The organism is Arenibacter nanhaiticus (assembly GCF_900141935.1).
Classification (GTDB): Bacteria; Bacteroidota; Bacteroidia; order Flavobacteriales; family Flavobacteriaceae; genus Arenibacter; species Arenibacter nanhaiticus.
Map to the genome: position 1 here is coordinate 44,065 of NZ_FQYX01000015.1, position 26,141 is coordinate 70,205.

Annotated in this window: 27 protein-coding genes; 15 read left to right on the top strand and 12 right to left on the bottom strand. The window is 39.3% G+C overall.

All coding sequences use genetic code 11. The features are described 5' to 3' along the window. Nucleotides 1-14: 14 nt before the first annotated feature. Nucleotides 15-3,467 (bottom strand): pyruvate carboxylase, encoded by a 3,453-nt coding sequence (locus tag BUA16_RS10430; protein WP_072764692.1) that lies wholly within the window; start codon nucleotides 3,465-3,467, stop codon nucleotides 15-17. A gap of 786 nt (nucleotides 3,468-4,253) precedes the next feature. Between BUA16_RS10430 and BUA16_RS10435 the strand changes: the two genes are divergently transcribed. Further along, nucleotides 4,254-4,382: a 30S ribosomal protein THX gene (locus BUA16_RS10435; RefSeq protein WP_072764693.1), complete on the top strand. Its 129-nt coding sequence runs from the start codon at nucleotides 4,254-4,256 to the stop codon at nucleotides 4,380-4,382. Nucleotides 4,383-4,426: 44 nt separating this feature from the next. Here BUA16_RS10435 and yaaA read toward each other — a convergent pair whose 3' ends face one another. The 3 genes from yaaA to BUA16_RS10450 all read right to left on the bottom strand — a co-directional run bounded on the left by yaaA (nucleotide 4,427) and on the right by BUA16_RS10450 (nucleotide 6,941). Further along, nucleotides 4,427-5,188, bottom strand: a complete 762-nt coding sequence (yaaA, locus tag BUA16_RS10440) for a peroxide stress protein YaaA (protein WP_072764694.1) — start codon at nucleotides 5,186-5,188, stop codon at nucleotides 4,427-4,429. Between the two features lie 130 nt (nucleotides 5,189-5,318). Then, the gene (locus BUA16_RS10445) at nucleotides 5,319-6,350 is read right to left on the bottom strand and encodes an RluA family pseudouridine synthase (RefSeq protein ID WP_072764695.1); all 1,032 of its coding nucleotides are present in this window, start codon (nucleotides 6,348-6,350) and stop codon (nucleotides 5,319-5,321) included. Nucleotides 6,351-6,353: 3 nt separating this feature from the next. After that, entirely contained in the window at nucleotides 6,354-6,941 is a 588-nt protein-coding gene (locus BUA16_RS10450; protein ID WP_072764696.1) for a PASTA domain-containing protein, read from the bottom strand. A 97-nt stretch (nucleotides 6,942-7,038) separates the two neighbouring features. Here BUA16_RS10450 and BUA16_RS10455 point away from each other — a divergent pair, with 97 nt between their 5' ends. From BUA16_RS10455 to BUA16_RS10475, 5 genes are all read left to right on the top strand, one after another. Continuing rightward, entirely contained in the window at nucleotides 7,039-8,022 is a 984-nt protein-coding gene (locus BUA16_RS10455) for a D-alanine--D-alanine ligase (protein WP_072764697.1), read from the top strand. Nucleotides 8,023-8,142: 120 nt separating this feature from the next. After that, nucleotides 8,143-8,598 (top strand): pantetheine-phosphate adenylyltransferase, encoded by a 456-nt coding sequence (gene coaD, locus BUA16_RS10460; protein ID WP_072764735.1) that lies wholly within the window; start codon nucleotides 8,143-8,145, stop codon nucleotides 8,596-8,598. A 154-nt stretch (nucleotides 8,599-8,752) separates the two neighbouring features. Then, nucleotides 8,753-10,603 carry a PAS domain-containing sensor histidine kinase gene (locus BUA16_RS10465; protein ID WP_072764698.1) on the top strand — a complete coding sequence of 617 codons (1,851 nt, stop codon included), beginning with the start codon at nucleotides 8,753-8,755 and terminating at the stop codon, nucleotides 10,601-10,603. Continuing rightward, entirely contained in the window at nucleotides 10,590-10,994 is a 405-nt protein-coding gene (locus BUA16_RS10470; protein ID WP_072764699.1) for a response regulator, read from the top strand. The genes BUA16_RS10465 and BUA16_RS10470 overlap by 14 nt, the downstream gene beginning before the upstream one ends. 27 nt (nucleotides 10,995-11,021) lie before the next feature. Next, nucleotides 11,022-12,770: a M14 family metallopeptidase gene (locus BUA16_RS10475; protein WP_072764700.1), complete on the top strand. Its 1,749-nt coding sequence runs from the start codon at nucleotides 11,022-11,024 to the stop codon at nucleotides 12,768-12,770. A gap of 4 nt (nucleotides 12,771-12,774) precedes the next feature. Here BUA16_RS10475 and BUA16_RS10480 read toward each other — a convergent pair whose 3' ends face one another. Beyond that, the gene (locus BUA16_RS10480) at nucleotides 12,775-13,362 is read right to left on the bottom strand and encodes an NUDIX hydrolase (protein WP_072764701.1); all 588 of its coding nucleotides are present in this window, start codon (nucleotides 13,360-13,362) and stop codon (nucleotides 12,775-12,777) included. Nucleotides 13,363-13,369: 7 nt separating this feature from the next. Between BUA16_RS10480 and pyrE the strand changes: the two genes are divergently transcribed. Further along, nucleotides 13,370-14,011, top strand: coding sequence for an orotate phosphoribosyltransferase (gene pyrE, locus BUA16_RS10485; RefSeq protein ID WP_072764702.1), 642 nt, complete (start codon nucleotides 13,370-13,372; stop codon nucleotides 14,009-14,011). 4 nt (nucleotides 14,012-14,015) lie between these two features. Then, nucleotides 14,016-14,408 (top strand): orotate phosphoribosyltransferase, encoded by a 393-nt coding sequence (locus tag BUA16_RS10490; protein ID WP_072764703.1) that lies wholly within the window; start codon nucleotides 14,016-14,018, stop codon nucleotides 14,406-14,408. A gap of 34 nt (nucleotides 14,409-14,442) precedes the next feature. Here BUA16_RS10490 and BUA16_RS10495 read toward each other — a convergent pair whose 3' ends face one another. Beyond that, nucleotides 14,443-15,174, bottom strand: coding sequence for a biotin--[acetyl-CoA-carboxylase] ligase (locus BUA16_RS10495; protein ID WP_072764704.1), 732 nt, complete (start codon nucleotides 15,172-15,174; stop codon nucleotides 14,443-14,445). A 93-nt stretch (nucleotides 15,175-15,267) separates the two neighbouring features. Between BUA16_RS10495 and rsfS the strand changes: the two genes are divergently transcribed. The 6 genes from rsfS (at nucleotide 15,268) to BUA16_RS10525 (ending at nucleotide 20,069) form a co-directional block, all read left to right on the top strand. Next, nucleotides 15,268-15,645 (top strand): ribosome silencing factor, encoded by a 378-nt coding sequence (gene rsfS, locus BUA16_RS10500; protein WP_072764705.1) that lies wholly within the window; start codon nucleotides 15,268-15,270, stop codon nucleotides 15,643-15,645. A gap of 9 nt (nucleotides 15,646-15,654) precedes the next feature. Then, on the top strand, nucleotides 15,655-17,670 hold the full coding sequence (gene ftsH, locus BUA16_RS10505; RefSeq protein WP_072764706.1) for an ATP-dependent zinc metalloprotease FtsH: 2,016 nt from the start codon (nucleotides 15,655-15,657) through the stop codon (nucleotides 17,668-17,670). Nucleotides 17,671-17,747: 77 nt separating this feature from the next. After that, on the top strand, nucleotides 17,748-18,344 hold the full coding sequence (locus BUA16_RS10510) for an LUD domain-containing protein (RefSeq protein WP_072764707.1): 597 nt from the start codon (nucleotides 17,748-17,750) through the stop codon (nucleotides 18,342-18,344). 1 nt (nucleotide 18,345) lies between these two features. Next, complete coding sequence (locus BUA16_RS10515) at nucleotides 18,346-19,149, top strand: phosphatidate cytidylyltransferase (RefSeq protein WP_072764708.1); 804 nt, start codon at nucleotides 18,346-18,348, stop codon at nucleotides 19,147-19,149. Continuing rightward, nucleotides 19,139-19,813 carry a phosphatidylserine decarboxylase family protein gene (locus BUA16_RS10520; protein WP_072764709.1) on the top strand — a complete coding sequence of 225 codons (675 nt, stop codon included), beginning with the start codon at nucleotides 19,139-19,141 and terminating at the stop codon, nucleotides 19,811-19,813. The genes BUA16_RS10515 and BUA16_RS10520 overlap by 11 nt, the downstream gene beginning before the upstream one ends. Then, nucleotides 19,803-20,069, top strand: coding sequence for an acyl-CoA-binding protein (locus BUA16_RS10525; RefSeq protein ID WP_072764710.1), 267 nt, complete (start codon nucleotides 19,803-19,805; stop codon nucleotides 20,067-20,069). The genes BUA16_RS10520 and BUA16_RS10525 overlap by 11 nt, the downstream gene beginning before the upstream one ends. A gap of 617 nt (nucleotides 20,070-20,686) precedes the next feature. On the opposite strand, the gene BUA16_RS10530 is transcribed toward BUA16_RS10525, so the two are convergent. From BUA16_RS10530 to BUA16_RS10540, 3 genes are all read right to left on the bottom strand, one after another. Then, nucleotides 20,687-21,955: a sterol desaturase family protein gene (locus BUA16_RS10530; protein WP_072764711.1), complete on the bottom strand. Its 1,269-nt coding sequence runs from the start codon at nucleotides 21,953-21,955 to the stop codon at nucleotides 20,687-20,689. A 59-nt stretch (nucleotides 21,956-22,014) separates the two neighbouring features. Next, nucleotides 22,015-23,586, bottom strand: coding sequence for an SDR family NAD(P)-dependent oxidoreductase (locus BUA16_RS10535; RefSeq protein WP_072764712.1), 1,572 nt, complete (start codon nucleotides 23,584-23,586; stop codon nucleotides 22,015-22,017). A gap of 339 nt (nucleotides 23,587-23,925) precedes the next feature. Further along, entirely contained in the window at nucleotides 23,926-24,342 is a 417-nt protein-coding gene (locus BUA16_RS10540) for a hypothetical protein (RefSeq protein ID WP_245795549.1), read from the bottom strand. Between the two features lie 124 nt (nucleotides 24,343-24,466). Here BUA16_RS10540 and BUA16_RS10545 point away from each other — a divergent pair, with 124 nt between their 5' ends. Further along, nucleotides 24,467-24,811, top strand: a complete 345-nt coding sequence (locus BUA16_RS10545; protein WP_072764713.1) for a HopJ type III effector protein — start codon at nucleotides 24,467-24,469, stop codon at nucleotides 24,809-24,811. 130 nt (nucleotides 24,812-24,941) lie between these two features. Here the strand turns inward: BUA16_RS10545 and BUA16_RS10550 are convergent, their stop codons facing one another. The 3 genes from BUA16_RS10550 to BUA16_RS18660 are packed head-to-tail and all read right to left on the bottom strand — an operon-like array spanning nucleotide 24,942 to nucleotide 26,025. Then, nucleotides 24,942-25,688 carry a DUF2130 domain-containing protein gene (locus BUA16_RS10550; RefSeq protein WP_317045394.1) on the bottom strand — a complete coding sequence of 249 codons (747 nt, stop codon included), beginning with the start codon at nucleotides 25,686-25,688 and terminating at the stop codon, nucleotides 24,942-24,944. Further along, nucleotides 25,689-25,895: a hypothetical protein gene (locus BUA16_RS18390; RefSeq protein ID WP_143150492.1), complete on the bottom strand. Its 207-nt coding sequence runs from the start codon at nucleotides 25,893-25,895 to the stop codon at nucleotides 25,689-25,691. After that, nucleotides 25,858-26,025, bottom strand: a complete 168-nt coding sequence (locus BUA16_RS18660; protein ID WP_178338872.1) for a hypothetical protein — start codon at nucleotides 26,023-26,025, stop codon at nucleotides 25,858-25,860. Before BUA16_RS18660 ends, BUA16_RS18390 begins: the two co-directional genes overlap by 38 nt. Between the last annotated feature and the right edge of the window lie 116 nt (nucleotides 26,026-26,141).

The window sequence follows — 26,141 nt, forward strand, 5'->3', positions numbered from 1 at the left end:
GGGTAGTTTTCAGTTTATTTTAAGACCAGTACCAAATCTTCGGAGTTTACCAAGGCCCCGCCTTTTAACTGTATTTTATCTACTATTCCGGCTTCGGATGCCGTTACGGTAGTCTCCATTTTCATAGCTTCTATTACAAATAAGGGTTGATTTCTTTTCACCTCTTCTCCCCTTTTTACCAATACCGAAGAAAGCATTCCTTGTAAAGGGGCGCCAACTTCTTTAGAATTGGACGTATCTGCTTTGGCATTCTCTATCTTTAATACTTTTACCGAGCGGTCTCTTATGACCACGTTACGCATTTGCCCATTGACCTTAAAGAAAACATTTACATTTCCAGAATCATCTGGTTCTCCCTTTAACATCAGGGATATCAAAACATTTTTCCCCTTATCCAATTCTACCATAATCTCCTCCCCTATATCCATCCCATAGAAGAAATTTTTGGTAGGAATACGAATTACATTTCCATATTTTAAATGATTATTATAGGCTTCTGTAAAAACTTTGGGGTACAATTTAAAGGATAAAAAATCTGTAATCATCAGTTCGCGTCCCATCCCGTGATTAAAATTCCGCTTAAAGGCTGCAAATTCCTTTTCAAAATTGATGGCTTCTAAATGTGCATTAGGCCTTTCGGAATACGACTTTTGATCTTTGAGGACAAGTTTTTTTATATTTTCCGGGAATCCGCCTACGGGCTGTCCCAAATCTCCTTTAAAGAATCCTATCACCGATTGCGGAAACGAAATAGCATCTCCCTTTTCCAAGACATCGGCAACCGTTAAGTTATTACTGATCATGTATTGGGCCATATCGCCGACCACTTTTGAGCTAGGTGTTACTTTGATAATATTACCGAACAATGTATTGACTTCTCCATACATTTTAGTCACTTCGGGAAACTTGTCTTCCAACCCCAAGGCTATGGCCTGTCCTTTTAGGTTGGAATATTGGCCACCTGGAATTTCATGTTTATACACCTCTCCAGTACCCGCCTTTAAGCCAGACTCAAAGGGGTAGTAATACTTCCGAACAGCTTCCCAATAATTAGAATACTCTGCCAATTTATCGGTATCGAACCTATTTTCACGCTCGTGAAACCTCAGCATTTCTACCATAGAATTAAAATTTGGCTGTGCCGTTAATCCGGATAGTCCTCCTAAGGCCACATCGACCACATCGACACCTGCTTCTATTGCTTTTAAATAGGTTGCCGATTGTATGGAGGAGGTATCGTGGGTATGCAAGTGAATAGGAATATTTATTTCGGCTTTTAATGCCGATATCAATTCATAGGCCGCATATGGTTTTAACAGGCCTGCCATATCCTTGACCCCCAAAATATGAGCTCCCGAATTTTCGATATCCTTGGCCAAGCGCAGGTAATACTTTAAATCGTATTTAGATTTGGAGGGGTCTAGAATATCGCCGGTGTAACAAATGGAACCTTCTGCCAGCCCGTCTGTTTTAGTACGGACATATTCTATACATGGGGCAATCGATTTCATCCAGTTCAACGAATCGAAAATCCGAAAAACATCGATACCGGCATTCCATGATTCTTCTACAAAGCGCTGGATCAGGTTATCGGGATATGCGGTATAACCGACACCGTTAGACCCTCTGATGAGCATTTGCAATAATATATTGGGAATAGCTTTTCGAAGCAAGCTTAAGCGTTCCCATGGGTTTTCTTGTAAAAACCGCAGACAAACATCGAAGGTCGCTCCCCCCCAAACTTCCATACTAAAAACTTCTGGATGATTCTTGGCATACCCCTCGGCCACTTTTATCATATCTGCCGTTCTCATCCGTGTCGCCAACAAACTTTGGTGGGCATCGCGCATGGTAGTATCTGTAAAATGAACCTTTTTCTCTGCTTTTAGCCACTGGGAAAAATTCTCTGCCCCCAATTCCGTCAACAAATCTTTAGTTCCTTTTGGGTAGGCTTCCGTTTTTGAAAAAGCTGGTACCTTAGGCTTGGTAAATACTACGTTGGGCGTTATTTTTTTTACATCAGGATTGCCGTTTACGATGACTTCGCCCAAATATTCCAGTAATTTATTGGCGCGATTCCTCGATTCGACAAACTCGAATAAGCTAGGTTCGTTTTTTATAAAATTCACCGTCACCTTACCTGCCCTAAAGGTGGGATGTTTCAGAATATTATCTAAAAATGCCATATTGGTCTTTACCCCTCGGATACGGAACTCGGCCAAGGCCCTGCGCATTTTTCTACAAGAGCCATCCAAAGTTCTACTTATAGCAGAAACCTTTACAAGCATAGAATCGAAAAAGGGAGAAATAGTCACTCCCTGATAAATACTTCCGGCATCTAGTCGGATCCCTAAGCCTGAAGCGCTCCTGTAGGTAGTGACCACCCCGTAATCTGGCTTAAAATCGTTGGAAGGGTCTTCGGTAGTTATCCGGCATTGCAGGGCAAATCCAGTTACCCGGATCGAGGCCTGGTCTTGGATTTTAATTTGCTTATCGGACAGTTTATATCCCCCAGCGATAAATAGTTGGGTCTTTACCAGGTCTATATTGGTAATCATTTCCGTTACCGTATGCTCTACCTGTATCCTGGGGTTTACTTCTATAAAATAAATACTCCCGTCATCATCGAGCAAAAATTCGACCGTTCCAATATTATTATAATCTACTGCCTTACAAATATCAATGGCATAGCGGTATAGCTGTTCTTTGGTTTTTTCTTCCAGCCCTACCGACGGGGCAAATTCAATTACTTTCTGATACCGCCGCTGCACGGAACAATCTCGTTCGTACAAATGCACCATATTGCCATGGGTATCGGCTACTATTTGGATTTCTATATGTTTTGGATTGGCTACAAATTTTTCTAGGAACACCGTATCATCCCCAAAGGCGTTCAGCGACTCTCGCCTGGCAACATCGAACTCTTTTCGAAGGTCGTTATCGCTAAGGATCACCCTCATTCCGCGTCCACCGCCCCCCGATGCAGCTTTTAGCATCAGCGGATAACCAATCTTTGACGCTTCTAAGAGGGCGACATCAATATTGATCAGTTCAAGTTCACTGCTGCGAATGATGGGGATATTTTTGTCTACAGCTACCTTTTTCGCCGTTATTTTATCGCCCAAGGCCTTTAAAACAGCTACTTTAGGACCTATAAAAATAATTCCATTGTCCTCACATTTTTCTGCAAATTTTGGGTTTTCAGACAAAAACCCATATCCAGGATGTATGGCATCTACCTTATTTTCTTTTGCCACTTGAATAAGGTTGTCCATATCCAAATACGGTTTTAATGGCTCATGATCCTCTCCTATTTGGTAACTTTCATCGGCCTTATAGCGATGCAGTGAATAGCGGTCTTCATAGGTATATACCCCCACTGTTTTTATTCCTATTTCTACACAAGCTCTAAAAATCCGAATAGCTATTTCTCCTCTGTTTGCAACTAAAACCTTTTTGATATTCACGCTTATAAGTTTTTATTATAAATTCCGTTTTTGCTGGGCAGGACCAAAAACATTTATAATTTATACATTTTCATCCAACCAAGAGCCTTTCTAAAGCTACATTTTTTTATTTAAGAGGTTTTATATCAACGTTCAAGCTTCTTTAATGCCCGACAAAAGGCGATCTATCGCCTACTTAAGAATATCGGTATGGCTCAAAACCAGTTCTGTCCTAAATACTAATTCTGTTCATTTTTTCCATTGATGAAATGCGGAGCATTCAGGAATTCCTTTAAAAAACAATAGACAAGCCATGAATAAAAAACGAACTAGGCTCCTCCAGCCAAAGGTACAGTGTACCTTTGGCTGGAGGAGCCAGCCGTAGCGTTGGCCTTTCTTGCGAAATGATTCATTCAGAATATTTTTTTGTCAGCACCTAAATTTTAGGAACTCGCTTTTGAAAAACAGCTAAATAAGATAATTCGTTTAGCTCAGACAGCCTAAAATCGCCAACGCGCAAGCTGGCCTCTTCACTAAAATAGTCCACTGGACTATTTCTTAACGTTCGATCCTCATTCAAATTTTACGATAAATTTTCGATAGGCCAGAGAAAAATAAAACCTTTAAAAAGACCCCCATATCGTCAAAAATCTTTTAAAATACAGATATATAAAGTGTATGCAAAGATTGGCTCAAATCGTTTAGGACGCTATTGGCTAAAAACCATAAAACTTCTTTTGAATCGATTTAAAACTTGACAATGCCTTTTAAAAATTATACCTTAAAGAAAAATTTAAAAACCGAAAAATGGGAAAAGGCGATAAAAAATCGAAAAGAGGCAAGATTATTAATAAAACCTATGGAACAAGGCGAAAACGAAAGTTAAAAAGAAAGCCTTCTATAGAAGAAAAGATAAGTGTAGGCAAAAAAAAATAAGCCTCTGAGAAGAGGCTTATTCTAATATGTATAAAATTTTGTTACTACCTGATAAATACGGGCTGATGCTCCTTTAAGGTATGTTCCTTACTGAACATATAGCCGTCACGGTCAAAAGCACGTATATCATCCAAAGTTGCGGCTTCGGTATCTAAAATATACCTTGCCATGGTACCCCGTGCCTTTTTAGCATAAAAACTAATAATCTTTAAGTGATCGTTTTTCCACTCTTTAAAAACCGGGCTTATGACGGTCGCTTGTAAGGCCTTTGTATCTACGGCACTAAAATACTCGTTACTGGCCAAGTTTACCAACAATTCTCCTTCTTCCATTTCGGAATTCAATTGGGCTGTTAGCGGTGTTTTCCAAAACTCGTATAAATTCTTCTTCCTTCCTACTTTTAATTGGGTTCCCATTTCCAATCGATATGCCTGTATTAAATCTAAAGGTTTTAACACCCCGTACAAGCCCGACAGTATCCTAAGGGTTCCCTGTAGCCTTTCCAATGCCGAACTCGGTATACTATAGGCATCCAATCCTTGGTATACATCTCCATTAAAAGCATATACCGCTGCCCTAGCGTTTTCTGGCGTAAAGGGAGTAGAAAACTCTTGATTCCTTTCCCAGTTCAATTGCGCCAAATTGTCCGAAATCCCCATAAGAGCTGATAGATCTTTGGGCTTTTTTTTGGCAAGCACCTTATTTAGTTCTGCTGCTTGTTCTAAAAAAACTGGCAGGGAATAGTCTTCTGTGGGTACCGTGCTTTTTAAATCTAACGACTTTGCAGGCGAAATTACTATTTTCATTCTAATGCTTATCTACTGTATTAAATCTTATATACCGTTGTTGATCCAAAACGATACCCAAAAATAACTTTCAAAATTCAGATTTCCCAGAAACCACCACTGTAATTATCGATACAGAAATCAATTAAATCTATTCTGATTGACTGTGTTTGGCGTAATGTCTCCATTTTTCGATACAACTAACCATATCTTCCGGAATTTCAGAATCGAACCTCATATATTCCCCACTTACTGGATGCACAAACCCCAAGGTTTTTGCATGCAGGGCCTGTCGCGGTAAAATTTTAAAGGCATTATCGACAAACTGTTTATATTTTGTAAAAGTGGTTCCCTTTAAGATCTTGTCCCCTCCATATCTTTCATCGTTGAACAGGGTGTGTCCTATATGCTTAAGGTGAACACGGATCTGATGGGTTCTTCCCGTTTCTAACCTACAGGATATCAAGGTTACATAGCCCAATCGCTCTACCACCTTGTAATGGGTCACCGCTTCTTTCCCTTGCTCTCCTTCCAAAAACACCTGCATTTGCAGCCTGTTTTTTGGATTACGGCCAATATGTCCTTCTATAGTACCTTCATCTTCTTCTACATTCCCCCAAACCAAGGCAATATATTCGCGTTCGCTACTTTTATCGAAAAATTGCTTGGCCAGATGTGTCATGGCTATTTCTGTCTTGGCCACTACCAAGAGCCCAGAAGTATCTTTATCTATGCGATGCACCAAACCTGGGCGTTCGTCGCTGTTCTTGGGTAAATTGGCGCTGTGAAACAACAAGGCATTGATCAATGTACCAGAGTAGTTGCCATGTCCGGGATGCACTACCATTCCGGCTGGTTTGTTAACCACCATCAGAGCATCGTCTTCATAAACAATATCTATCGGGATGTCTTCTGGCACCAGCAACATCTCGTGTGGAGGATGCGCAAACATGACCCGTACATTATCTCCAGCCTTTACCTTGTAATTTTGTTTTACGGTTAATCCGTTAACCCAAATATTACCATCTTTTGCCGCTTGTTGAATTTTATTTCTTGTAGCGTTTTCAATAAAATTCATTAAAAACTTATCTACTCTTAGGGGTTCCTGACCTTTAGAGGCACTAAAACTAAAATGCTCAAAAAGTTCTTCTTCATTTAAATCCCTATCATCTAATGTATCCATATGCTATTGTGAATCTGTTTCTACTGGGATATCTCCGGCAATATTACCGTTCCCACAAACCAATTCTATTTTTGAGGTCTTGGGCAATTTATCCCCAGGAGAAATACTCTTGCCTTTATATTTAATTTCGTACACCATATCTTTTCCCAATTTATCAATATAGCTCACCCGCTCTACCTCCAATCCTACTGCTTTTAGCATAGCGCTTGCGTTCCTTTGGGTAACTTGAATAATATTGGGGATACTTACTTTTTGGTAGCCCGAAGGGTTTACGGTGATGTATAGTTTTCTGTTTTCCTTGACCTTGTTCCCGGCAGGGGGATTTTGATCTATAATAGAAAACCGCGGATAATCGGGATTATAGTTAGCAGAATCCAACACTTCATATCTCAATTTTGCCTTTTCGACTACCGATCTCATTTCACTGATCGACATTTTGGATAGATCCGGGACCTCCACAAATTCCCCGTGATTGGTAGAATTTTTCAACCACTGCATGGCACCTATCACCAAAACGACCGTTACAATTAGGGCTAGCACCAATTGCACAAAAAATGATTTACTAAATAAAAATTTAAAAAAATTTCCCATGTTATATTTTATAGTCTGGCAAAGATAGAAAACCGAATGCTTTTTCTTTACTTTGAACACATGATATTTGTTTATTGATTTTACCCTTAACAGAACTATGAAAATAAATGTTGCGATCATAATGGGCGGCTACTCTAGCGAGTACAAAATCTCCCTAATAAGCGGCCAGGTTGTTTACGACCATTTAAACAAAGAAAAATTTAATGCCTTCAAAATCCATATTTTAAAGGAAAAGTGGGTGTATGTAGATGAGAACGATCGCGAACACCCCGTAAACAAGGACGATTTTTCGGTAGACACCCCCACTGAATCCATCAAATTCGACTGTGTTTTTAATGCTATCCACGGTTCGCCCGGGGAAGATGGCCTCATGCAGGCATATTTTGAACTTTTGGGCATCAAACAAACTTCATGTGATTATTATCAAGCATCCCTAACGTTTAACAAACGAGACTTGCTGAGTGTTTTAAAACCATATGGAATAAAATCTGCCGCGTCCTACTACTTAAATCTTGGAGATGAAATTAGGGAGGACGAAATTATAGCAGCTGTGGGCCTCCCGTGCTTTGTTAAGGCCAATAAGGCCGGCAGTAGCTTTGGAATAAGCAAGGTCTATGAAAAAGAAGCGCTGGCAAAAGCCATTGAAAAGGCCTTTGCCGAAGATAACGAAATCATTATTGAAGCTTTTTTAAATGGCACCGAGGTGTCCGTAGGGGTCATCAAATACCAAGGTCAGACCAAAGTGCTGCCTATCACGGAGATTGTATCGGAAAACGACTTTTTTGATTACGCTGCCAAATATGAAGGGAAATCACAGGAAATTACCCCGGCAAGAATAAGCGACCAACAAGCCTTACGAGTGACAAACATAGCTAAATTAGCGTACGAGCGCTTAAAAATGCGCGGGTTCTCCAGAAGTGAATTTATTTTCGTAGAGGACGAACCCTATATGTTAGAAATGAATACCACCCCCGGCCTTACCACCGAAAGTATCTTGCCACAACAGGCACAGGCCGCCGGTATTTCTATGTCTGAGCTTTTTGAAAGTGCTATTTGGGAAGCTTTGGAACAAAATAATTAACTTTAGGATATTAAAACCAAACCAATACGCATTGTTCATTATTTGGAACAATGCGTATGACCACCTTTCACCAAGCTCAATTCCAGTGTCAGGTGCTCGCCCTAAAAAGAAAAATCAATGATAAGACGTGCAGTATTTCCAGGTTCTTTTGATCCGTTAACCTTAGGACATGCCGATATTATTCAAAGAGGCATTACTCTTTTTGATGAACTGGTGATTGCCATCGGCATCAATTCGGATAAAAAATATATGTTTACCCTAGAAGAACGTAAAAAATTCATCACCGAAGCTTTTAAGGACGAACCAAAAATATCGGTCCTTACCTACGAGGGCTTAACGGTAGATTTTTGTAAAAAAATCAATGCTGGCTTTATTCTCAGAGGATTGAGAAATCCTGCGGATTTCGAATTTGAGAAAGCCATCGCACACACCAACAGAAAACTATCCGAAATAGAAACCGTATTTTTGCTGACCTCCTCGGGAAAATCATACATCAGTTCTTCCATCGTTAGGGATGTTATTAGAAATAATGGCGACTATACCGGACTGGTCCCAGATTCAGTACGATGGAAATGAATTTTAGAACCAGGGCTATTGTCTATAAAGTTTTTTTTTAAAAAAAACACCCCTTTTTGTGTAATTTATCACTAAACCACTGATTATATTGAGTTCACAACAAAGAATTCCAATTATTTATAAATTCTAACTAATTTTACAGAAACCATTAATCATGTTGAGATCCCCCCTCAAAGCCAATGACAACATATTAATCAGGCAACTACCTACACCAACAGCCTTTATAAACAAGGATTTTAAGGTAGTGTTTGCGGCCGACAAATGGACTCAAGAATTAAATTTTAACAAGGGTGAAGTTGTTGACAAAACCCTTCAAGAACTTTTTAAAAAATTAGAAGACACTACCTTAAACTCCTTAAAAGAATGTTTTCGCGGCCAACAGCCACAACCCAACATAGAGCTATACACAGACCATACTTTTAAGGAAAGATATATTGAGTGGTCTTATTCCCCTTGGTTCGATGAACATGAGAATGCTATTGGCGCCATCGTTCAAACCGAAGATGTGGGGCAAAGACTAAAAAGTGAGTTAGAAAAGGAAAAGTTAGAATTCCTGCTTCAAGAAACCTCTCTTTCAGGAAAAATAGGAAATTGGGAGTATATAAAAAACCAAGAAACGGTCATTGGCTGTCAGGTCTTCAGAAACATCTTGGAAATAGATGAACATTTTGAATTAGACCTGAACAATATCATCGATTTTTTCAAGCCGGGATACGACAGGAACACCATTTCTATGGCCATCTATTCTGCGACGGAAAACAAAACGTCTTGGAACGAAAAATTACAGATTATCACCGCAAAGGGGTGTTTAAAATGGGTAATGGTTTCCGGAAAGCCATTTTACAAAAGTGGAAAATATGCCGGATTGATCGTGTTAACCCAAGATATTACGGACTTTGTACACAAGGAACAAAAAACCAAAGCCAATGAACGTCTATTAAGGACCTTAATCAATAATATTCCGATACAAGTTCATATCAAGGACACAAAATTCAGAAAAATTTTAGCCAATAAATCCGAACTGGAATTTTGCGGATTTCATAGCGATTCTGATATTATCGGGAAAACCGATTTTGATATTTTCGATAAAGAAACGGCTCAAAAATATCGTGAACACGATTTGGAGGTCATGATATCCCAAACCCCATCTTTGAATACTGAACTAGTCCATAAGCATGCTGACGGAAACTTTTCGACCTTTTTAACATCTAAAATTCCCTTAAAGGGCGAAAATGGTGAAATCACCGGTTTAGTAGGCATTAATATGGATATTACCGACCTTAAAAAGAAGGAAAAGGAACTAAAAACCCTCAATCACGTCACTACCCAACAAAATAAAAAACTCATTAATTTTGCCCATATCGTTTCTCACAACCTAAGGTCCCATTCGGCAAATTTTTCCATGTTGCTCGATTTCCTGACCAATGAAGAAGATGAAGAAGAAAAGGCAAGAATCATGAAGATGCTAAGGGAATCTTCGGACAACCTAATGGAGACCCTTCACAACCTGAATGACATAGTGACTATTAGCAGTGAGCAAATCTTGTTAAAGAAAAAAATAAATATAAACGAAAAGATTCATTCAATTTTAAAAAATATTTCTACCTTATTGGATGAAAATAAAGCAACTGTGATCTGTGAAATTCCAGATGGTGTTTTTATAAATGTGGTTCCTTCTTATTTTGACTCCATAATCTTAAGCCTCTTAACCAATGCCGTTAGATTTAAAAAGCCACATATAGCCCCAGTTATTAAAATTAGTGTCAATTATGTTCAAAATTATACTCAGATTAAAATTGAAGATAATGGCTTGGGCATTGATATGAAAAAAAATGGCCATAAATTATTTGGCATGTACAAGACATTCCACAATAATACCAGTACCAAAGGACTAGGTTTGTTTATTGTTAAAAACCAAATAGAAGCCATGGGAGGTAAAATTAACGCACAAAGCCAAATAGATATTGGCTCCACCTTTAATTTATACTTTAATGAAGAACATTAATACAATTTTCATTATTGATGACGACCCAATAACCGTGTATGGAATAAAAAAAATATTACATTCCGTAGCAGTTTGTCATCACATATTTGAGTTTAAAAACGGTCAGACTGCCATTGATGAAATCAGGAAAATAATCATTGAAAATTCCCATTTACCAGAGTTGATTTTCTTGGACATTAATATGCCTGTAATGGACGGTTGGGAGTTTTTAGAGGCGTTTATCTCCTTGCCTATCTCCAAAAACATCAATATCAATATTGTTACTTCCTCTATTGACCAGTACGACAAAGAAAAATCGGAAAATTTTAAATCTTTGACCCATCATCGCATTGCCTTTAATAGCAAACCCATCCGAAGATCTGAAATTGAAGAAATCACCAAAGCTATTTAGATATACCAACACATAAACACCCCACCTTTGAAGAGACTCCTCCTTTCCCTATGTTTACTTTTTCATTTTTCCTCTTGCAACGAAAAGGACACTAAGGAGACCACTACTTTTAAAACTGTTTTTGAACAAAGCAAGGGCGAAGAAACGGCCACTTACGACCAAACCATAGCCTTTTATAAAGCGCTGGCGAAAGAATTTCCCCAAGTTGGCATACGGACAGTAGGAAGTACAGATAGCGGCTTACCGCTACATATGGTGACTTTTAACCCAGAATCGGAGTTTAACTTCCAAAAAATAGGCAAAACCAAAACTGTAATCTTAATCAATAACGGCATACACCCCGGAGAGAGTGATGGTATTGATGCCACTATGATGCTTTTCAGGGATTTGGCCCTAAAAAAAATCACCTCTCCAAAAAATACTGTGGTCGTCACCATTCCTATTTACAATATTGGTGGGGCACTAAAGAGAAACTCCTTTACAAGGGCCAACCAAAACGGCCCCAAATCTTATGGCTTTAGGGGAAATACCAACAATTACGACCTGAATCGCGATTTTATCAAAACGGACACCAAAAATATGCACAGTTTTGCTACCATTTTTCACATGACAAAACCCGACATATTTATTGACAACCATGTAAGTAATGGCGCCGATTACCAATATACCCTCACACATCTTTTCACTCAACACAATAAATTGGACGGAGTATTGGGCGAATACATCCACAAGGAGATGATGCCTTCCCTTGAAAAATCATTGGCTAAAGCGCAATGGGATATAACACCCTACGTCAACGTATTTAATGAAGTACCTGAAAAAGGCTTTTCGCAGTTCATGGATTACCCACGATATTCTACCGGTTATACAAGCCTGTGGAATACCCTAGGGTTAATGGTCGAGACGCATATGCTTAAGCCTTACCCCAAAAGAGTAGAAGCCACCTATGTGCTGATGACAAAGATGTTGGAGATTGCGGATCGCGATACTAATAAAATAAAACGGTTAAGGGAGAGAACCTTTGACGCTTACCTAGAAAAACAAGACTACCCGCTACAATGGGCAATTGATACCACCAAAAGCACCACCCTTCGGTTCAAAGGTTTTGATGCCGATATCATCCCTAGCGAAGTCACCGGTTTTCCCAGGCTTAAATACAACCGGGACAAACCTTTTACAAAAGAAGTCGAGTATCAAAATTATTTCACCCCTACCAAGACGGTAAAAATCCCCAAGGCCTATATCCTAAAAAAGGGCCTGGATAAGATTCTTGAACTATTTAGGGTAAACCAAATAAGTTTTGAAACCTTAAAAAAAGACAGCAGTATCACCGTTGAGGCTTATAAAATCAAAAAGTATAATACCTACAACCAGCCTTACGAAGGTCACTACCCACATTACAATACCGAAATAACCCCTAGCCGCAAAAAAATAACCTTTTCTGCCGGTGATATTATAGTACCGACCAATCAAAAAGGGATGCGCTATTTACTAGAAACCCTAGAACCAGAGGCAACCGATTCTTTTTTTAATTGGAATTTCTTCGATGCCATCCTGCAACAAAAGGAAGGATTTTCGCCTTATGTATTCGAGGATGTAGCCTCCGAGCTCTTAAAAGAAGACCCACAACTAAAAGAGGTTTTTTTCACTAAGAAAGAAAATGACAGCCTCTTTGCAAATAGCTGGTACTCCCAACTAGACTGGATATATAAACAGTCACCATATTATGAACCGGCACATATGCAATACCCTATATACCGGATTTTAAAGGAATAAAAATTTAATCTTCGAAAAGAATCCTAATATTGGCATAGGAATTTTCCAAAGCCTTTTTTATTTTTTTAGGTCCTTTCCATTTTACTTTTTCGATCCCTTCTTCAAGCTGACCGGTAAGTTCGCCTTTGTAAGTAGTATTCATCGCAAACCAATGAACTTCTTTTAACTTATATACTCCATTGCGTTTGAACAAATGATAGGTAGTTCTAAGGAAATTCTCGATTTTCAGGCCTTTTACGCCAGTTTCTTCCTCAACTTCCCTAATAGCACACTCCTCAATAGATTCACCCTTATCGAGCTTTCCTTTGGGCAAGTCCCATTTATTGTTCCTATAGATAAAAAGAACTTTGCCTTCTTTGTTGGTTACCACCCCTCCCGCAGCCACTACAATCGGTATTTTCTTGGAAAATTTCTTCAAAATCTCCTCATGGTTAGGATGATAAACAAAAGCCTGACCTATTTTTTTATTCACCAAAGAATCTATGGCTTCATTAATAGCAGCCCCGTTTAATAAAAAATATTTATTATTTGCAGCGTCTGACAGCTTATTTGTTAAAATCAAAGGTGACTCATTAACAAAAACTTTATACATTTGCGTTATGATTTTAGATAAAGACACTGCGAAAAAAACAGCAGAACTTCTGCTACAAATTAATGCAATAAAGTTGAATCCTGAAAATCCATTTACATGGGCTTCAGGATGGAGGTCTCCAATTTATTGCGATAATAGGATTATTCTCTCTTATCCTATAATAAGAAACTACGTAAGAGAGCAAATGGCAAAACAGCTGGAAAACCTATATGGAAAACCCGATGTCATCGCCGGAGTTGCTACGGGAGCTATCGGAATTGGGATGTTGGTAGCCGAATACTTAGGTTTGCCTTTTGTATATGTCAGGCCCGAACCAAAATCCCATGGTCGTCAAAATCAAATAGAAGGGCATTTAGAGCCCAACCAAAACGTAGTGGTCATAGAAGATTTGATCAGTACCGGAAAAAGCAGTTTAAACGCCGTTGAAGCCCTAAAAAACAGTGGCGCCAACGTTAAAGGAATGATTGCCATATTTACTTATGGTTTTGATGTTGCGAACGAAAACTTTAAAAACAGCAATTTAGACTTACATACTTTAAGCGATTACGAGCATTTAATTCAACAAGCTTCGGACACCAACTACATTAAGGAAGAGCAATTAAATACTCTTTTAGAGTGGAAAAGCAATCCTTCAACCTGGAAACAATAACATTATGCATTTAGAAACACCCATTAAAACGGTATCAAAAAGCAGCAAAGAAGTTTTTGATTTTCTTAGTGATATTAAAAATTTCGAAAAATTGATGCCTGAAAATATTAGCAAATTTGAAATTTTGAACGAAAACAGATTTCTTTTTGCCTTAAAAGGGATGCCGGAGATTGTTTTACAAAAAAAACAAGAAACTCCAAACTCCCAGGTGGTATTGGGTGCGGCCAGCGAAAATCTGCCATTTACCCTTACTGCGGACATTAAGGAGATCGATGCCAACCAAAGCGAAGTATCCCTTAGCTTTGAAGGCGATTTTAACCCTATGATGGCTATGATGATTAAATCGCCTATCACTAATTTCATAGGAACTTTATCGGACAATCTCAGCAAGCTTTAAACAGCGTAGCTATTTCTTAAGTAATTTCAGGAGTTTAATATAAAAGCCTTACCTCTTTTAAATTAAACTCCTTTTTTATATTGTCCTCCAAAAGAATTATAAGCGTTCCAGAATCGGACACTCCATTAATAAAGCCCATAAACAGCTCCCCATTTTCATCCTTAAAGGTCGAGGGCTTGTCTTTTCTAAACAATAGACTTTCATAATAGGGCTTCAGTTTAGCGCCTCCTTTTTGTTCTAAAGCTATAAAAAGCGCCTTTAATTTTGCTACAATGGCATACAATAATTCTTCTAGATCAAAATTCACCCCCATCAATAACTTTAAGGACGACACATTTGGCAGGGCATTAAATTCTAATTGATTTACATTTAGACCAATTCCGATAATAGCCGACTGTATATTGTGGCCAGATAATATATTCTCTATAAGAATTCCACATATTTTGGAATGACCTGACATAATGTCGTTAGGCCATTTTATCCTCAAATTTGGCACCTGATACTGCGCTAGCACCTCATAAATAGCTATGGAAACCGCTATGTTTAAATTAAACTGGTCGGCAACCTTTAGCGATTCAAGGTTCTTTAACACACTAAAAGTTAAATTCTTACCAGGCTCTGCCTCCCAAGTTGTGCCCATTTGCCCCCTGCCATTTAATTGGGCATCCGTAGTAACTACAGTAAAATCGGCCTGTTTTTGTACCGACAACAATTCCTTTAAAAAGGCGTTTGTCGAATCTGTGGCACTAAGTTTGATTAATTGCATGTACAATCTTATGGAAAATTCTATAATCTATTGTTAAAAACAATAGTTAAAAAAACAAAAAAACAATAACTTTGTAAAAATTAAATTTTTTGAATGCAAAATAGAAAAAGTAGTGTAGATGAGTTAATTGCTTTAATTTTAACTGGAATAGAAGATGTTAAAGGGCACGATATAAATATACTTGATCTAAGAGAAATTGAAAATACGGTTTGTGACTACTTTATAATTTGTAATGGTACTTCCAACACCCACGTAAACGCCATAGTAGGCTCCGTCCAAAAAACAGTAAGCAAGGCTATCCATGACAAGCCTTGGCATGTTGAAGGATCCGATAACGCCGAATGGATATTAATGGACTATGTAAATGTCGTCGTGCACGTGTTTCAAAAACATGCGCGATCTTATTATGACATTGAAGGACTTTGGGGCGATGCCAAAGTAACCTCCATTGAAAGTAGTTTCAATCAGTAAAAACATATAATGGCAAAAGACAACAATTCAACTCCAAATAAGCCAAAATTCAACACTTGGTGGATTTATGGTTTAATAGCAATTTTATTAATTGGTTTTCAATTTTTTGGTAGCGGTAATTTCACCAACACCAAAAAAGCTAGTATTTCCGAAGTTCAGGAATATCTTCGAAATGGGGATATTAGCAAGATCCAGGCGATCATAAACACCCATCAGGCAAAAATTTTCCTAACGGAAGAAGCCTTGGCAAAAGATGTACATAAAGATGTCTCTGGCCAGCCCTTTTCATTAAGCGCTACGGCATCCCCACAATATATTGTCAACTATGGGGATCAGGCCATTTTTGAACAAACGATCAATAAGATCAAGGAAGACAATGAGCTAACTGGAACCGTTGTGACTTTTGAGTCAGAATCTAACTTATTGACTGACTTTATTATCACCCTATTGCCATTTGTACTTATTATTGGGATATGGTTATACCTTATGCGTAGAATGTCTGGTGGTGCCGGTGGTGGTGCAGGCGGACAGATCTTTAACATAGGTAAATCTAAAGCAAAACTTTTTGACGAAAAGACAGACACCAGAACTTCTTTTAAAGATGTTGCGGGTCTTGAAGGCGCAAAGGAAGAAATCGAAGAAATCGTAGAGTTCCTAAAGAACCCAGATAAATACACCTCATTAGGTGGTAAAATTCCTAAAGGAGCTTTATTGGTAGGCCCTCCGGGAACAGGAAAAACCTTACTGGCCAAGGCTGTTGCGGGCGAGGCTAAAGTACCTTTCTTTTCCCTTTCTGGTTCAGATTTTGTCGAGATGTTCGTAGGAGTCGGTGCTTCCAGGGTAAGAGACCTGTTCAAACAAGCAAAGGACAAGTCCCCTGCTATTATCTTTATCGATGAGATTGATGCCATCGGTAGAGCTAGAGGAAAGAGCAATTTCACCGGATCTAACGATGAAAGAGAAAATACCCTTAACCAATTATTGACAGAAATGGATGGTTTTGGTACCAATACCAATGTTATTGTATTGGCGGCCACCAACCGTGCCGATGTTTTGGACAAGGCTTTGATGAGAGCTGGTAGATTTGATAGACAGATCTATGTAGACTTACCAGACATCAGAGAACGCAAGGAGATCTTCGAGGTTCATTTAAGACCTATTAAAACATCAGAAACCCTAGATGTAGATTTCTTGGCGAAACAAACTCCAGGCTTCTCTGGTGCCGATATTGCCAACGTCTGTAATGAAGCGGCTTTGATTGCGGCCCGTAAAGAAAAGAAAGCTGTTAGCAAACAAGACTTCTTGGATGCCGTAGACAGAATTGTTGGTGGATTAGAGAAAAAGAACAAAATAATAACACCAAGAGAGAAAAAGACCATCGCCTACCATGAAGCAGGACATGCTACGGTAAGCTGGATGCTGGAACACGCCGCTCCATTGGTAAAAGTTACTATTGTACCTAGGGGCCAATCTTTAGGAGCCGCTTGGTATTTACCAGAAGAACGCTTAATTGTGCGTCCAGATCAAATGAAGGACGAAATGTGTGCTACCTTGGGCGGTAGAGCTGCAGAGAAAGTGATTTTTGACGAAATTTCTACAGGAGCATTGAGCGATTTAGAAAAGGTAACCAAACAAGCAAGAGCCATGGTCACCATTTATGGCCTGAATGATGAAATTGGAAACTTAACCTATTACGATTCCTCAGGTCAGAACGAATATGGCTTTTCTAAACCGTATAGTGAACAGACAGCTTTGACCATTGATAAGGAAATTTCTAAGCTTATTGAAGAACAATATAAAAGAGCTATAGAGTTATTATCGAACAATAAAGATAAACTTACAGAGCTAGCAGAGCGTTTGTTAGAAAAAGAAGTTATATTTAAGGACGATTTGGAAAAGATTTTCGGAAAACGACCTTTTGAAAAAGATCAATTGGAAGCTGAAGCAGAATTGGAAGAAAAATCCAAGCAAGAGCAATTGCAATCGGAAACCGAATCGGAAACTGAATCAGAACCTGAAAAATAAACCAGTAATTTATTTGTTTTTAATGGTTTATGAGTACTTAATAAGAACTCTTTTTAATTTTGAAGAAATTATATAATATGCTTTTCGGGGGAGGAAAAAAGAAAGTTCCCAAAGAAACTGTGGAAACTAGAGGCATGCATATGCCCGCATTGGACATCCCAGTTGACGAAAAGTTCACTATGAATTTTAAACAAAACGGCGGAAAGTTCATTTATTGCGACTCTATTGAAGAAATTTATAGCACCTTGGACCAAATAATCATTGAGAACGAATGGCAAGACCAGACATTCTTCTCAATGGATCCAAGATTGATAGAAAAATTTTCCAGTCAAGATATTAATTTCACCGATAAGCCTAATAAAAGCGATGTATTTTTCACAACCTGCGAGCATTTAATAGCTCAAAACGGTTCTATTTTAGTGAGTGAAAACCAATTAAGGGAAAGAAAACTGAACGATTTACCTTCTAATTTAATTGTCTTTGCTACGACCAGCCAAATGATAGAAAACATTGGAGAAGGATTAAAGATTATAAAAAAGAAATACAAGAATTCTATTCCAACAAATATTACGACTATTAAACATTTCCAGCCCACGCCCGATAATTCAGATGATTTCTTAACTTACGGAAGTAGTTCTAAAAATCTTTATCTATTACTTCTGGAAGACCTATAACATGAGAGAAATTTTAAGGCGCCTACTTACGGGTGCAGTATATGTGTTTTTACTGCTTTCTGCTATATTCCTAAGCTCCGATGCATTTGACTTTTTATTTATGACCTTCGGCCTTATTTGTTTGTACGAGTATAAACGGATGGTTAAATTAAGAGGCTACTATATTTTTGTCGCATATTTAGCCCTATGGTGGGCCTACATCTACCTTGTTCAGGACAAAATCCTGATCAACCTACTGATGCTGACTACAATTAGCGTTAACTTTATACTATTGTATTACCTGTTTTCTGGTAAGGACAAGTTATTTACAAACATCCAAAAATTTTTCATTGGCCTATTTTATATTGGCGGAGGCTGTATTTTCCTAACGATGATACCTTATAAGGATAATGATTTTGCCCAGTTTTTAATCATGGGAGTGTTCATTCTTATTTGGATAAACGATACCTTTGCCTACTTGGTGGGAAAAAGCATAGGGAAACATAAATTATTCCCCTCTATTTCCCCAAAGAAAACTATAGAAGGCACTGTGGGGGGCTTTGTATTTGCGCTGATTGGCGCCTATTTTATGTCTAAGTACGAAACCAACATTTCTCTTATTCAATGGCTAATACTCGCTTCTGTCATTGTGCTAACGGGTAGTTTGGGCGATCTGATTGAATCTAAGTTTAAAAGGGCCGCAGGAGTAAAAGATAGCGGAGCTATTTTACCGGGACACGGAGGAATGCTCGACCGATTGGATAGTTTGGTGTTTGCTGCACCATTTGCATATTTAACTTTAATTATTTTTACCCATGTTTCATAAAGAAGGCCAAAGAATTATTATCACTACCTTTTTGTTAGTGGCTGTTACTGTATTGTTGGCAAACCAATTTATAACCCTCCCCTGGTTACAAATGAGCGTTCAAATTTTAGCTTTAGTAATTTTAATTCTAATTCTACAATTTTTTAGAAACCCCACCCGCAAGCCTGTCAAGTCCTTCGATGACATTTTGGCTCCTGTAGATGGCAAGGTAGTTGTAATTGAAGAAGTTGAGGAAAACGAATATTTTAAAGACAAGCGTATTCAGGTTTCTATCTTTATGTCCCCTATTAATGTACATGTCACAAGATATGCTGCTAGTGGACAGATAAAATTCTCCAAATACCACCCTGGAAAGTATTTAGTGGCTTGGCACCCAAAAGCCAGCGAGGAAAACGAAAGAACAACAGTCGTTATTAATACCCCTAAATTTGGAGATGTCCTTTATCGCCAAATTGCCGGTGCCTTGGCGCGTCGTATTGTCAACTATGCCGAAGTAGGCGAAAGTGTTCAACAAGGAGACGATGCCGGGTTTATTAAATTTGGTTCAAGAGTAGATTTGTTCTTACCTTTGGACGCTGCCATTACGGTTAAGTTAAACCAGAAGGTTATTGGCGCCAAAACGTGTATAGCAACTACTAGGATTAAAAAGGAAAATGAAGACTGATAAATTACAAGAAGAGTTTTTAGAAGCGGTCAATTTTGTCAATGGCTACACAGATCCTTTACCAGCAGACTTATTATTAAAATTGTACGCATATTTTAAAATTGCCAGTCGAAATTCTAGTCACCCGGGAAGTAAAACACCCTTGATCAATGCCTTTAAAGCAAATGCCTTAATTCAGGCTAAAAACGTCAGCATTGAAGAAGCTATGGAAAAATACATTCTCCTGGTCAAAAAAGAAATTAAGAAGCAAGAGTAACTCCACTCTTGCTTTTTTTATGTGCTGTTTATCATACTCCAGCAGTTACATACTACCTCCCCTATGTCTATTCAGCCTATTAATTTGGGCGTTCCCTCCTTCGTCGGGCGGGCCCTTGGCTATATCCCTTGCTTCGCTTCGGGGATGCCGCCGCGGTCCCTAACGCGTATTTAATGAACCAATGGGAAAATGTAACAAGTAGCGGATGGCCAACGAGAAAGGGGAAGCACGATTTAAAGTCATGATGAATGGAATTTGAAATAAACATGTCCGAAAACTAGTTGCGCATACAAAATCAATTTTGCGAATTACACATGACCTTTAAAAAGCCTTAATATCTATGTATGAACATGGCTTTCGGATGGTCAACCTATTTTATAAACGAACATAATTCCCAATTGCTTATTGACACCCCGCGTTAGCTATTGCAGCGGCATCCTTTTTTAGGAGGCCATAGGACTTCTAAAAAAGATACAGCGGAAAGAGCGACCCTATAGGGGAACGCCCAAAAAATAATAATCCAAGGCATTAATTTTAAGAACATTACAAGCGCCACAAGGCTATTCTTGTTTATTGCAGTAAGGAACGCAGTATACCACCTATTACTCCACCCCCCACTACCCCTTAGAACTATCCAAACCGATATGTTTTTCGAGGTATGTAAAATAAACGGCCCCTACCACAGTAAGCACCAAATAAGCCAACACCGCCAAAGCCGCCGAAGGCACAAGGGTATTTATCCCAAACCAATCCCCGGAATATAGAACAATTCCAATTCCTAGCGCGGCGCGGAAAGTCTCTAAGCCGAGCGCATATTTATCTCTATCCATTAGGGCGGTATACCCATAAATGCTAAAAAACAGGAATCCACCGTATAAAAGAAGGCCGTTAAAACCAATTTCCGAGTAGTTAAAAAACATAAACATCATTAGCAACAGAACAACGGACAACTGAAAAACCGCATACCCTTTTAGGAGGTTAGAAGCCACCGGCCGATATTTATTAAATCGGTATACGTCATTAATAATGGTCACCGGATATTTTTCCTGAACATCTAGAGGCCTCCAACCGGTAGGCATAAACCATATCCGGCATTTGTCCCAAAGCTTACGGGTGTGCCAGGCATCTTGGGAGAGTCGCCAAAAATGCTGAAAATTTATTCGGAAAGGATTCCAAGTGGCTACCGGTTTTAACACCCCATATTGAGGTGGAACTTCCTTTAATTCTTCCTGAAATGTACCGAACATCCTATCCCATATACAGAGTATCTGTCCTAAATTCTTATCGATATATTCGGGATTAATAGCATGGTGTACCCTATGTTGGGAAGGCGTCACCAGGACATACTCTACCCACCCCATTTTACCTATATGTTGGGTATGATACCAAAACTGTGCAAACAGATGTATTGGCGCCAACACCGCAATAACCACAGATGGAACGCCAAAAATGGCAGCTGGAATTAAGAATAAGGAAAAGTATCCTATTAAATTAGATACCGGTTGCCTCAGGGCACAGGCCAGATTAAATTCCTCACTACTATGATGAATTACATGTTGGTTCCAAAATATATTCACCCTATGGCTCAACCGATGGTTCCAATAACCAGCAAAATCCAAGGTCAGAAATGCAATGCCCCACACCAACCATGTAGCCTCTACGGTAACGAGGGCCAAATGTGATTCTAAAAAGGGGTAGGAAATAACAATGACGGCCAATCCCAGAGAATCTTTTATAATATTGGTCAGGCCAGCGCTAATACTGGAAACCGAATCCATAAGGCGGTGTTTCTGGTTCTTAACAAAAAAGCCATACCCTATTTCCATGCTCAGTAAAAGCACAAAAAAAGGTATGGCATATAACAAGGCTTTTGCGTAGGCTTCCATAATCCAGTGAGCTATTGTATCAAATTTAATAAAATAGCTTCAAAGAATCTAGTCAACGGCTACCAATCTATTGGCATATAATCTTTTAGAAATTTTCCGCACCAATGTTTCCCGGTGTTGATTCCGTCAATTAAAGGATCGAGCACCCTTGCGGCACCATCGACGATATCCAAGGGCGGTTGAAAATCGTGGATTTCTACTTTTCTTTTAGACAACTCCGCAGGATCCTCATCGGTGACCCATCCGGTATCCACGGCGTTCATAAACACACCGTCTTTGGCAAAATCCAAGGCCGAGGTATGCGTCATCATATTCAGGGCCGCCTTGGCCATATTGGTATGCGGATGGCGGTCTTCCTTGAAGAACCTGTGAAATTTACCTTCCATGGCCGATACGTTTATAATATGTTTTTTCCCGGTATTCTCCTTACGCATCAGCTTAGACAGCCTATTACAAAGGACAAAAGGAGCAATCGCATTCACCAATTGCACTTCTATCATTTCCGGGGTTTCTATTTCCCCTAACTTTAGGCGCCAGCTATTGGTTTTCCTTAAATCTACCTGTTGCAGATCGGCATCCAATTGGCCTTCTGGGAACACCTCTTTTACCGATAGCGAACTATCGAAACTATACGGTATCTGCGACAATTTTGCCGAAGCCCTAATCCCAATCCCTGGTTCTGGCGCATGCCAAGTAACAGGCAAGGCATTGTTTTGTGGACTGGCCGTATCCTTTGTCAAGGCATTTAATTCATTCAGGCAAAAATTGTGATCTGCCAAAAGCTCCTTGGCAAAACTAGGCAAGGATTGATAGGGCATTTCTTCATTTTTCATCAAGTGCTGAAAAAATCCTGCCGGTCTTCTTACGGTTTGTGCCGCGTTATTGATCAATATATCCAATCGGTCATACTGCTGTTCAATGAAATTACAAAAGATTTCCACACTTGGAATATGCCTTAGATCGAGGCCATGGATTTTTAACCGATGTCCCCATTTGTGAAAATCTTCTTCACGCGAAAAGCGCAAGGCGGCATCTACCGGAAAACGGGTAGTAGCTACCACCGTTGCCCCGGAACGCAACAAGATTAAAGTGATATGATATCCTATTTTTAACCTAGAACCGGTTACTATGGCAACCTGTCCGGTAAGGTCGGCCGTCTGAAAGCGTTTGGCATAGTTAAAATCGCCGCATTCGGGACACATGGTATCATAAAAATGATGCAACTTAGTATAGACCGTCTTGCAGACATAGCAATTTCTTGGGGATTCCAATTCGCGTCCCTCCAATTGTTCCGGTGTTGGGGCCGTCAATAATTTAGGGGCCACAAAAACCGCTGCCTCTCTGGCACTCCTTATTCCGGTTTCTTTACGAGCGTGCTTATCGCGCTCTATCATTTTTCTCTTGGCAGCTTTGGCAGCATCTTTTTTGCGCTGCTTAAACTCGTGCTTACTAGGTCTGGAGAGTTTTCCGGCAGCTGTTAGCAAAGCCACTCTTTTTTCTTCTGGAAGCTCTAAAATTTCATAGCCGGTAGCTACCAATTTATTTAAAATGAAAATACAATGATCTATTTCTTCCGAGCTAATATTTTGTGACTGCTGTGTCAGCTCTTCTTTCAGGTCGTTACTACCCATATCCCTATGATTATCTGTAAATTTAAAACCCGGCAAAGGTACACTTAATATTGGTTGGATTTACCAGTGTCCTTTAAAGCACACACCAAAGCGACCATTAGCCTTTTGAGCATGGCTATCTAGCCAAGGCCGCACATCACCTCAGCAAGAATTGACCTAAAACTAATTAAAAGGCCCTACCATAATATGCGCCCTATACGTTCCTGGATCCATCAACCACGGCATGCCTGGAGCATGGGGTTTTGCCGGCAAACCGGTAGACTCCGTCGTTGCAAAAGGAGTGTATATCACATATCTAAAGTTGCCATTATTTAGATGTCCGGTAGTTTTATCGTAATCTCACGACTTTCCATAATACACATACAACATACTAGGTACATCTGGCATTTTTAAGCTGCCCTGTGCCACTTCCTTTTCCCGAATTGCTTCCCTTTCTTCGGAAGATTTCCCCTGAAGGTTCAATTCGCGGCCACGGGCCATAAAGGGCTCTAATTTTTTAGAATAGCAAGCCACGTTGATACCATCCTTCCTTGGATCATCGGCAATACAAACCAAGTTATTGCTTCCTTTCCGGAGCACCACCAAGGTTCCCTCGGCATTGTAACCATACACCATTGCCCCATCCTTATCGGCATCAGGAGCCGGCAATACAGCGGTTTTAATTTGAATTTCTGCAGGAAGAATTTCGACTTTTACTTCTTGAGCCGTAAGAGGCATCAAAGTACAAAACAAGCAACTGAACAATAAAGCTTTCATAGATCTCTGTTTTTCTTAAAGATAGAAAAACTAGCGCAATAAAGGGCATAAATAATTCTCGAACCAAGGCTTAAATTGTTCGGGATATCTTAATTTTAGCGGTTAAATTTTAATCCACTAAGCCATGACGGTTCATGAATTTATTACCAAACTAAAAACGAATCCAGAAGAGATCGTTTTTAGCGACACATTAGAAGTAATTGAGAAGTATTTTAATTTTAGACCTACCTCCTTTACCAATGGCACCTTAGTGAACGAAGCCGGCCAAAATTCTGGTTCCTGTAAGATATTTTCTTTTGGCGCCCATCACAAATTAAGCAAAGAGGAAACCTTGGCTTGTTTTGGTTCTTATTACAGAAATGATGTCTTAAAAAATCCAACAGGTACCGACCACCAGAATATTCGCAATTTTATGGTGACTGGTTGGGATGGCATTTCGTTTGAAAAAGAAGCCCTAAGCTCTAAATAATCCATTATGCCCAAGCTCAGCTACAGGTACCTATTATTGGGAAAAAATGCGCTTCTCCCTCTTCATTTGTCAGCTCCCAATAAAAGGTACTTGCAGTGCGCTGGGTTTTGTTTAGCAAAGCTTGTACTCCCTATTCCTCAAAGGATGTATCTGGCAATTCCAAGACCGAAGCAGTAGCCAATTCTTTACCGGCAATGCCCTTTATAGAGCCAAAGAGTGCCGATATATTCTCTTGAACTACCCATACCTGCTTTTCCCTAGAAGCCCAAATTTTGTGCATCGCCTTTTTTTCCGAATTCAACTGGTTGGTCATACCGTCGTAATTCTCGACAATCCTTGTAATATTTTGAACAAACCCATTACTGGTCAAATAGGTATAAAGCAACTCCATTTTATCGCCTTTGTTCTCATCGGATGATTTCACCGCTTGCGTTTTCACCAACATTTCCCGTAACACGAAAGAAACACTCTTCACTTCGTGGAAACCACAGATCCACACCCCATTTTTCTCTCCAAATCGGTCCATACCGTTGGGAAAGGTTTCGGTAACAATAACCGCTATATCGGCCTTGCATGTTATTTGGTCCTGCTTGAGCTTATCGGTCCAATCGTTAGAGAAATTTTTGGTCCTTTTACTTTCATATACGATGGTACCACAAGATTGCTGCAAAGAATTCACCACCGTTTGAATGCAATCGGTACCACGCACCCCTTTAGCTACCTCATCGATCTCATCGAACGGATAGGTTGTACGCAAGAGCTCTTCTAGGGCCAATTCCTGAATTTCTCCCTGCATTTGCATGGAACCTTGTTCGGCCTTTCGTTTCATTTCATCGATCAGTTTTTTCTGATCATCCAATTGCTTTTGGCACTCTATTTATTTTAGGGTCATAGATTCCCGTTCCTTGGTCCTAGCCTTCTCTTCTATCTCTTTTTGTCTTTCTAGAAGTTGTTTTTGCATGTTGAGCTGTAATTCCTCGGCCTGTTCTTTTAATTGGTTTTCTCGTTTTAGGAGGTCTAATTCCTGAGTTTTCAGCAGTCTATTTTCAGCTTTCTTCCTGAAGTGCCTTCCGTTCGAGCTCAAAGCTCTCTTTGGTCTGAAGTTGAATTTTTTCGGTTTCCTGACTGAGTCGTTGTGCTAGTTTTTCCTTGAAAAATTCATTTTCCTTCTCCTTTTTCCGCTGAAATTCTTCGATCTCCTTTTCTAGGGACAACCGTTCTGCATTAAATTACTAGATAAATTTAAGCCTAGTTGCTTTTAAAATTGGCAACTAGGCTTATAAATTTGTAAGTCCCCTTAACAATAGTTCTTCATTAGGGGCCTCGCTTT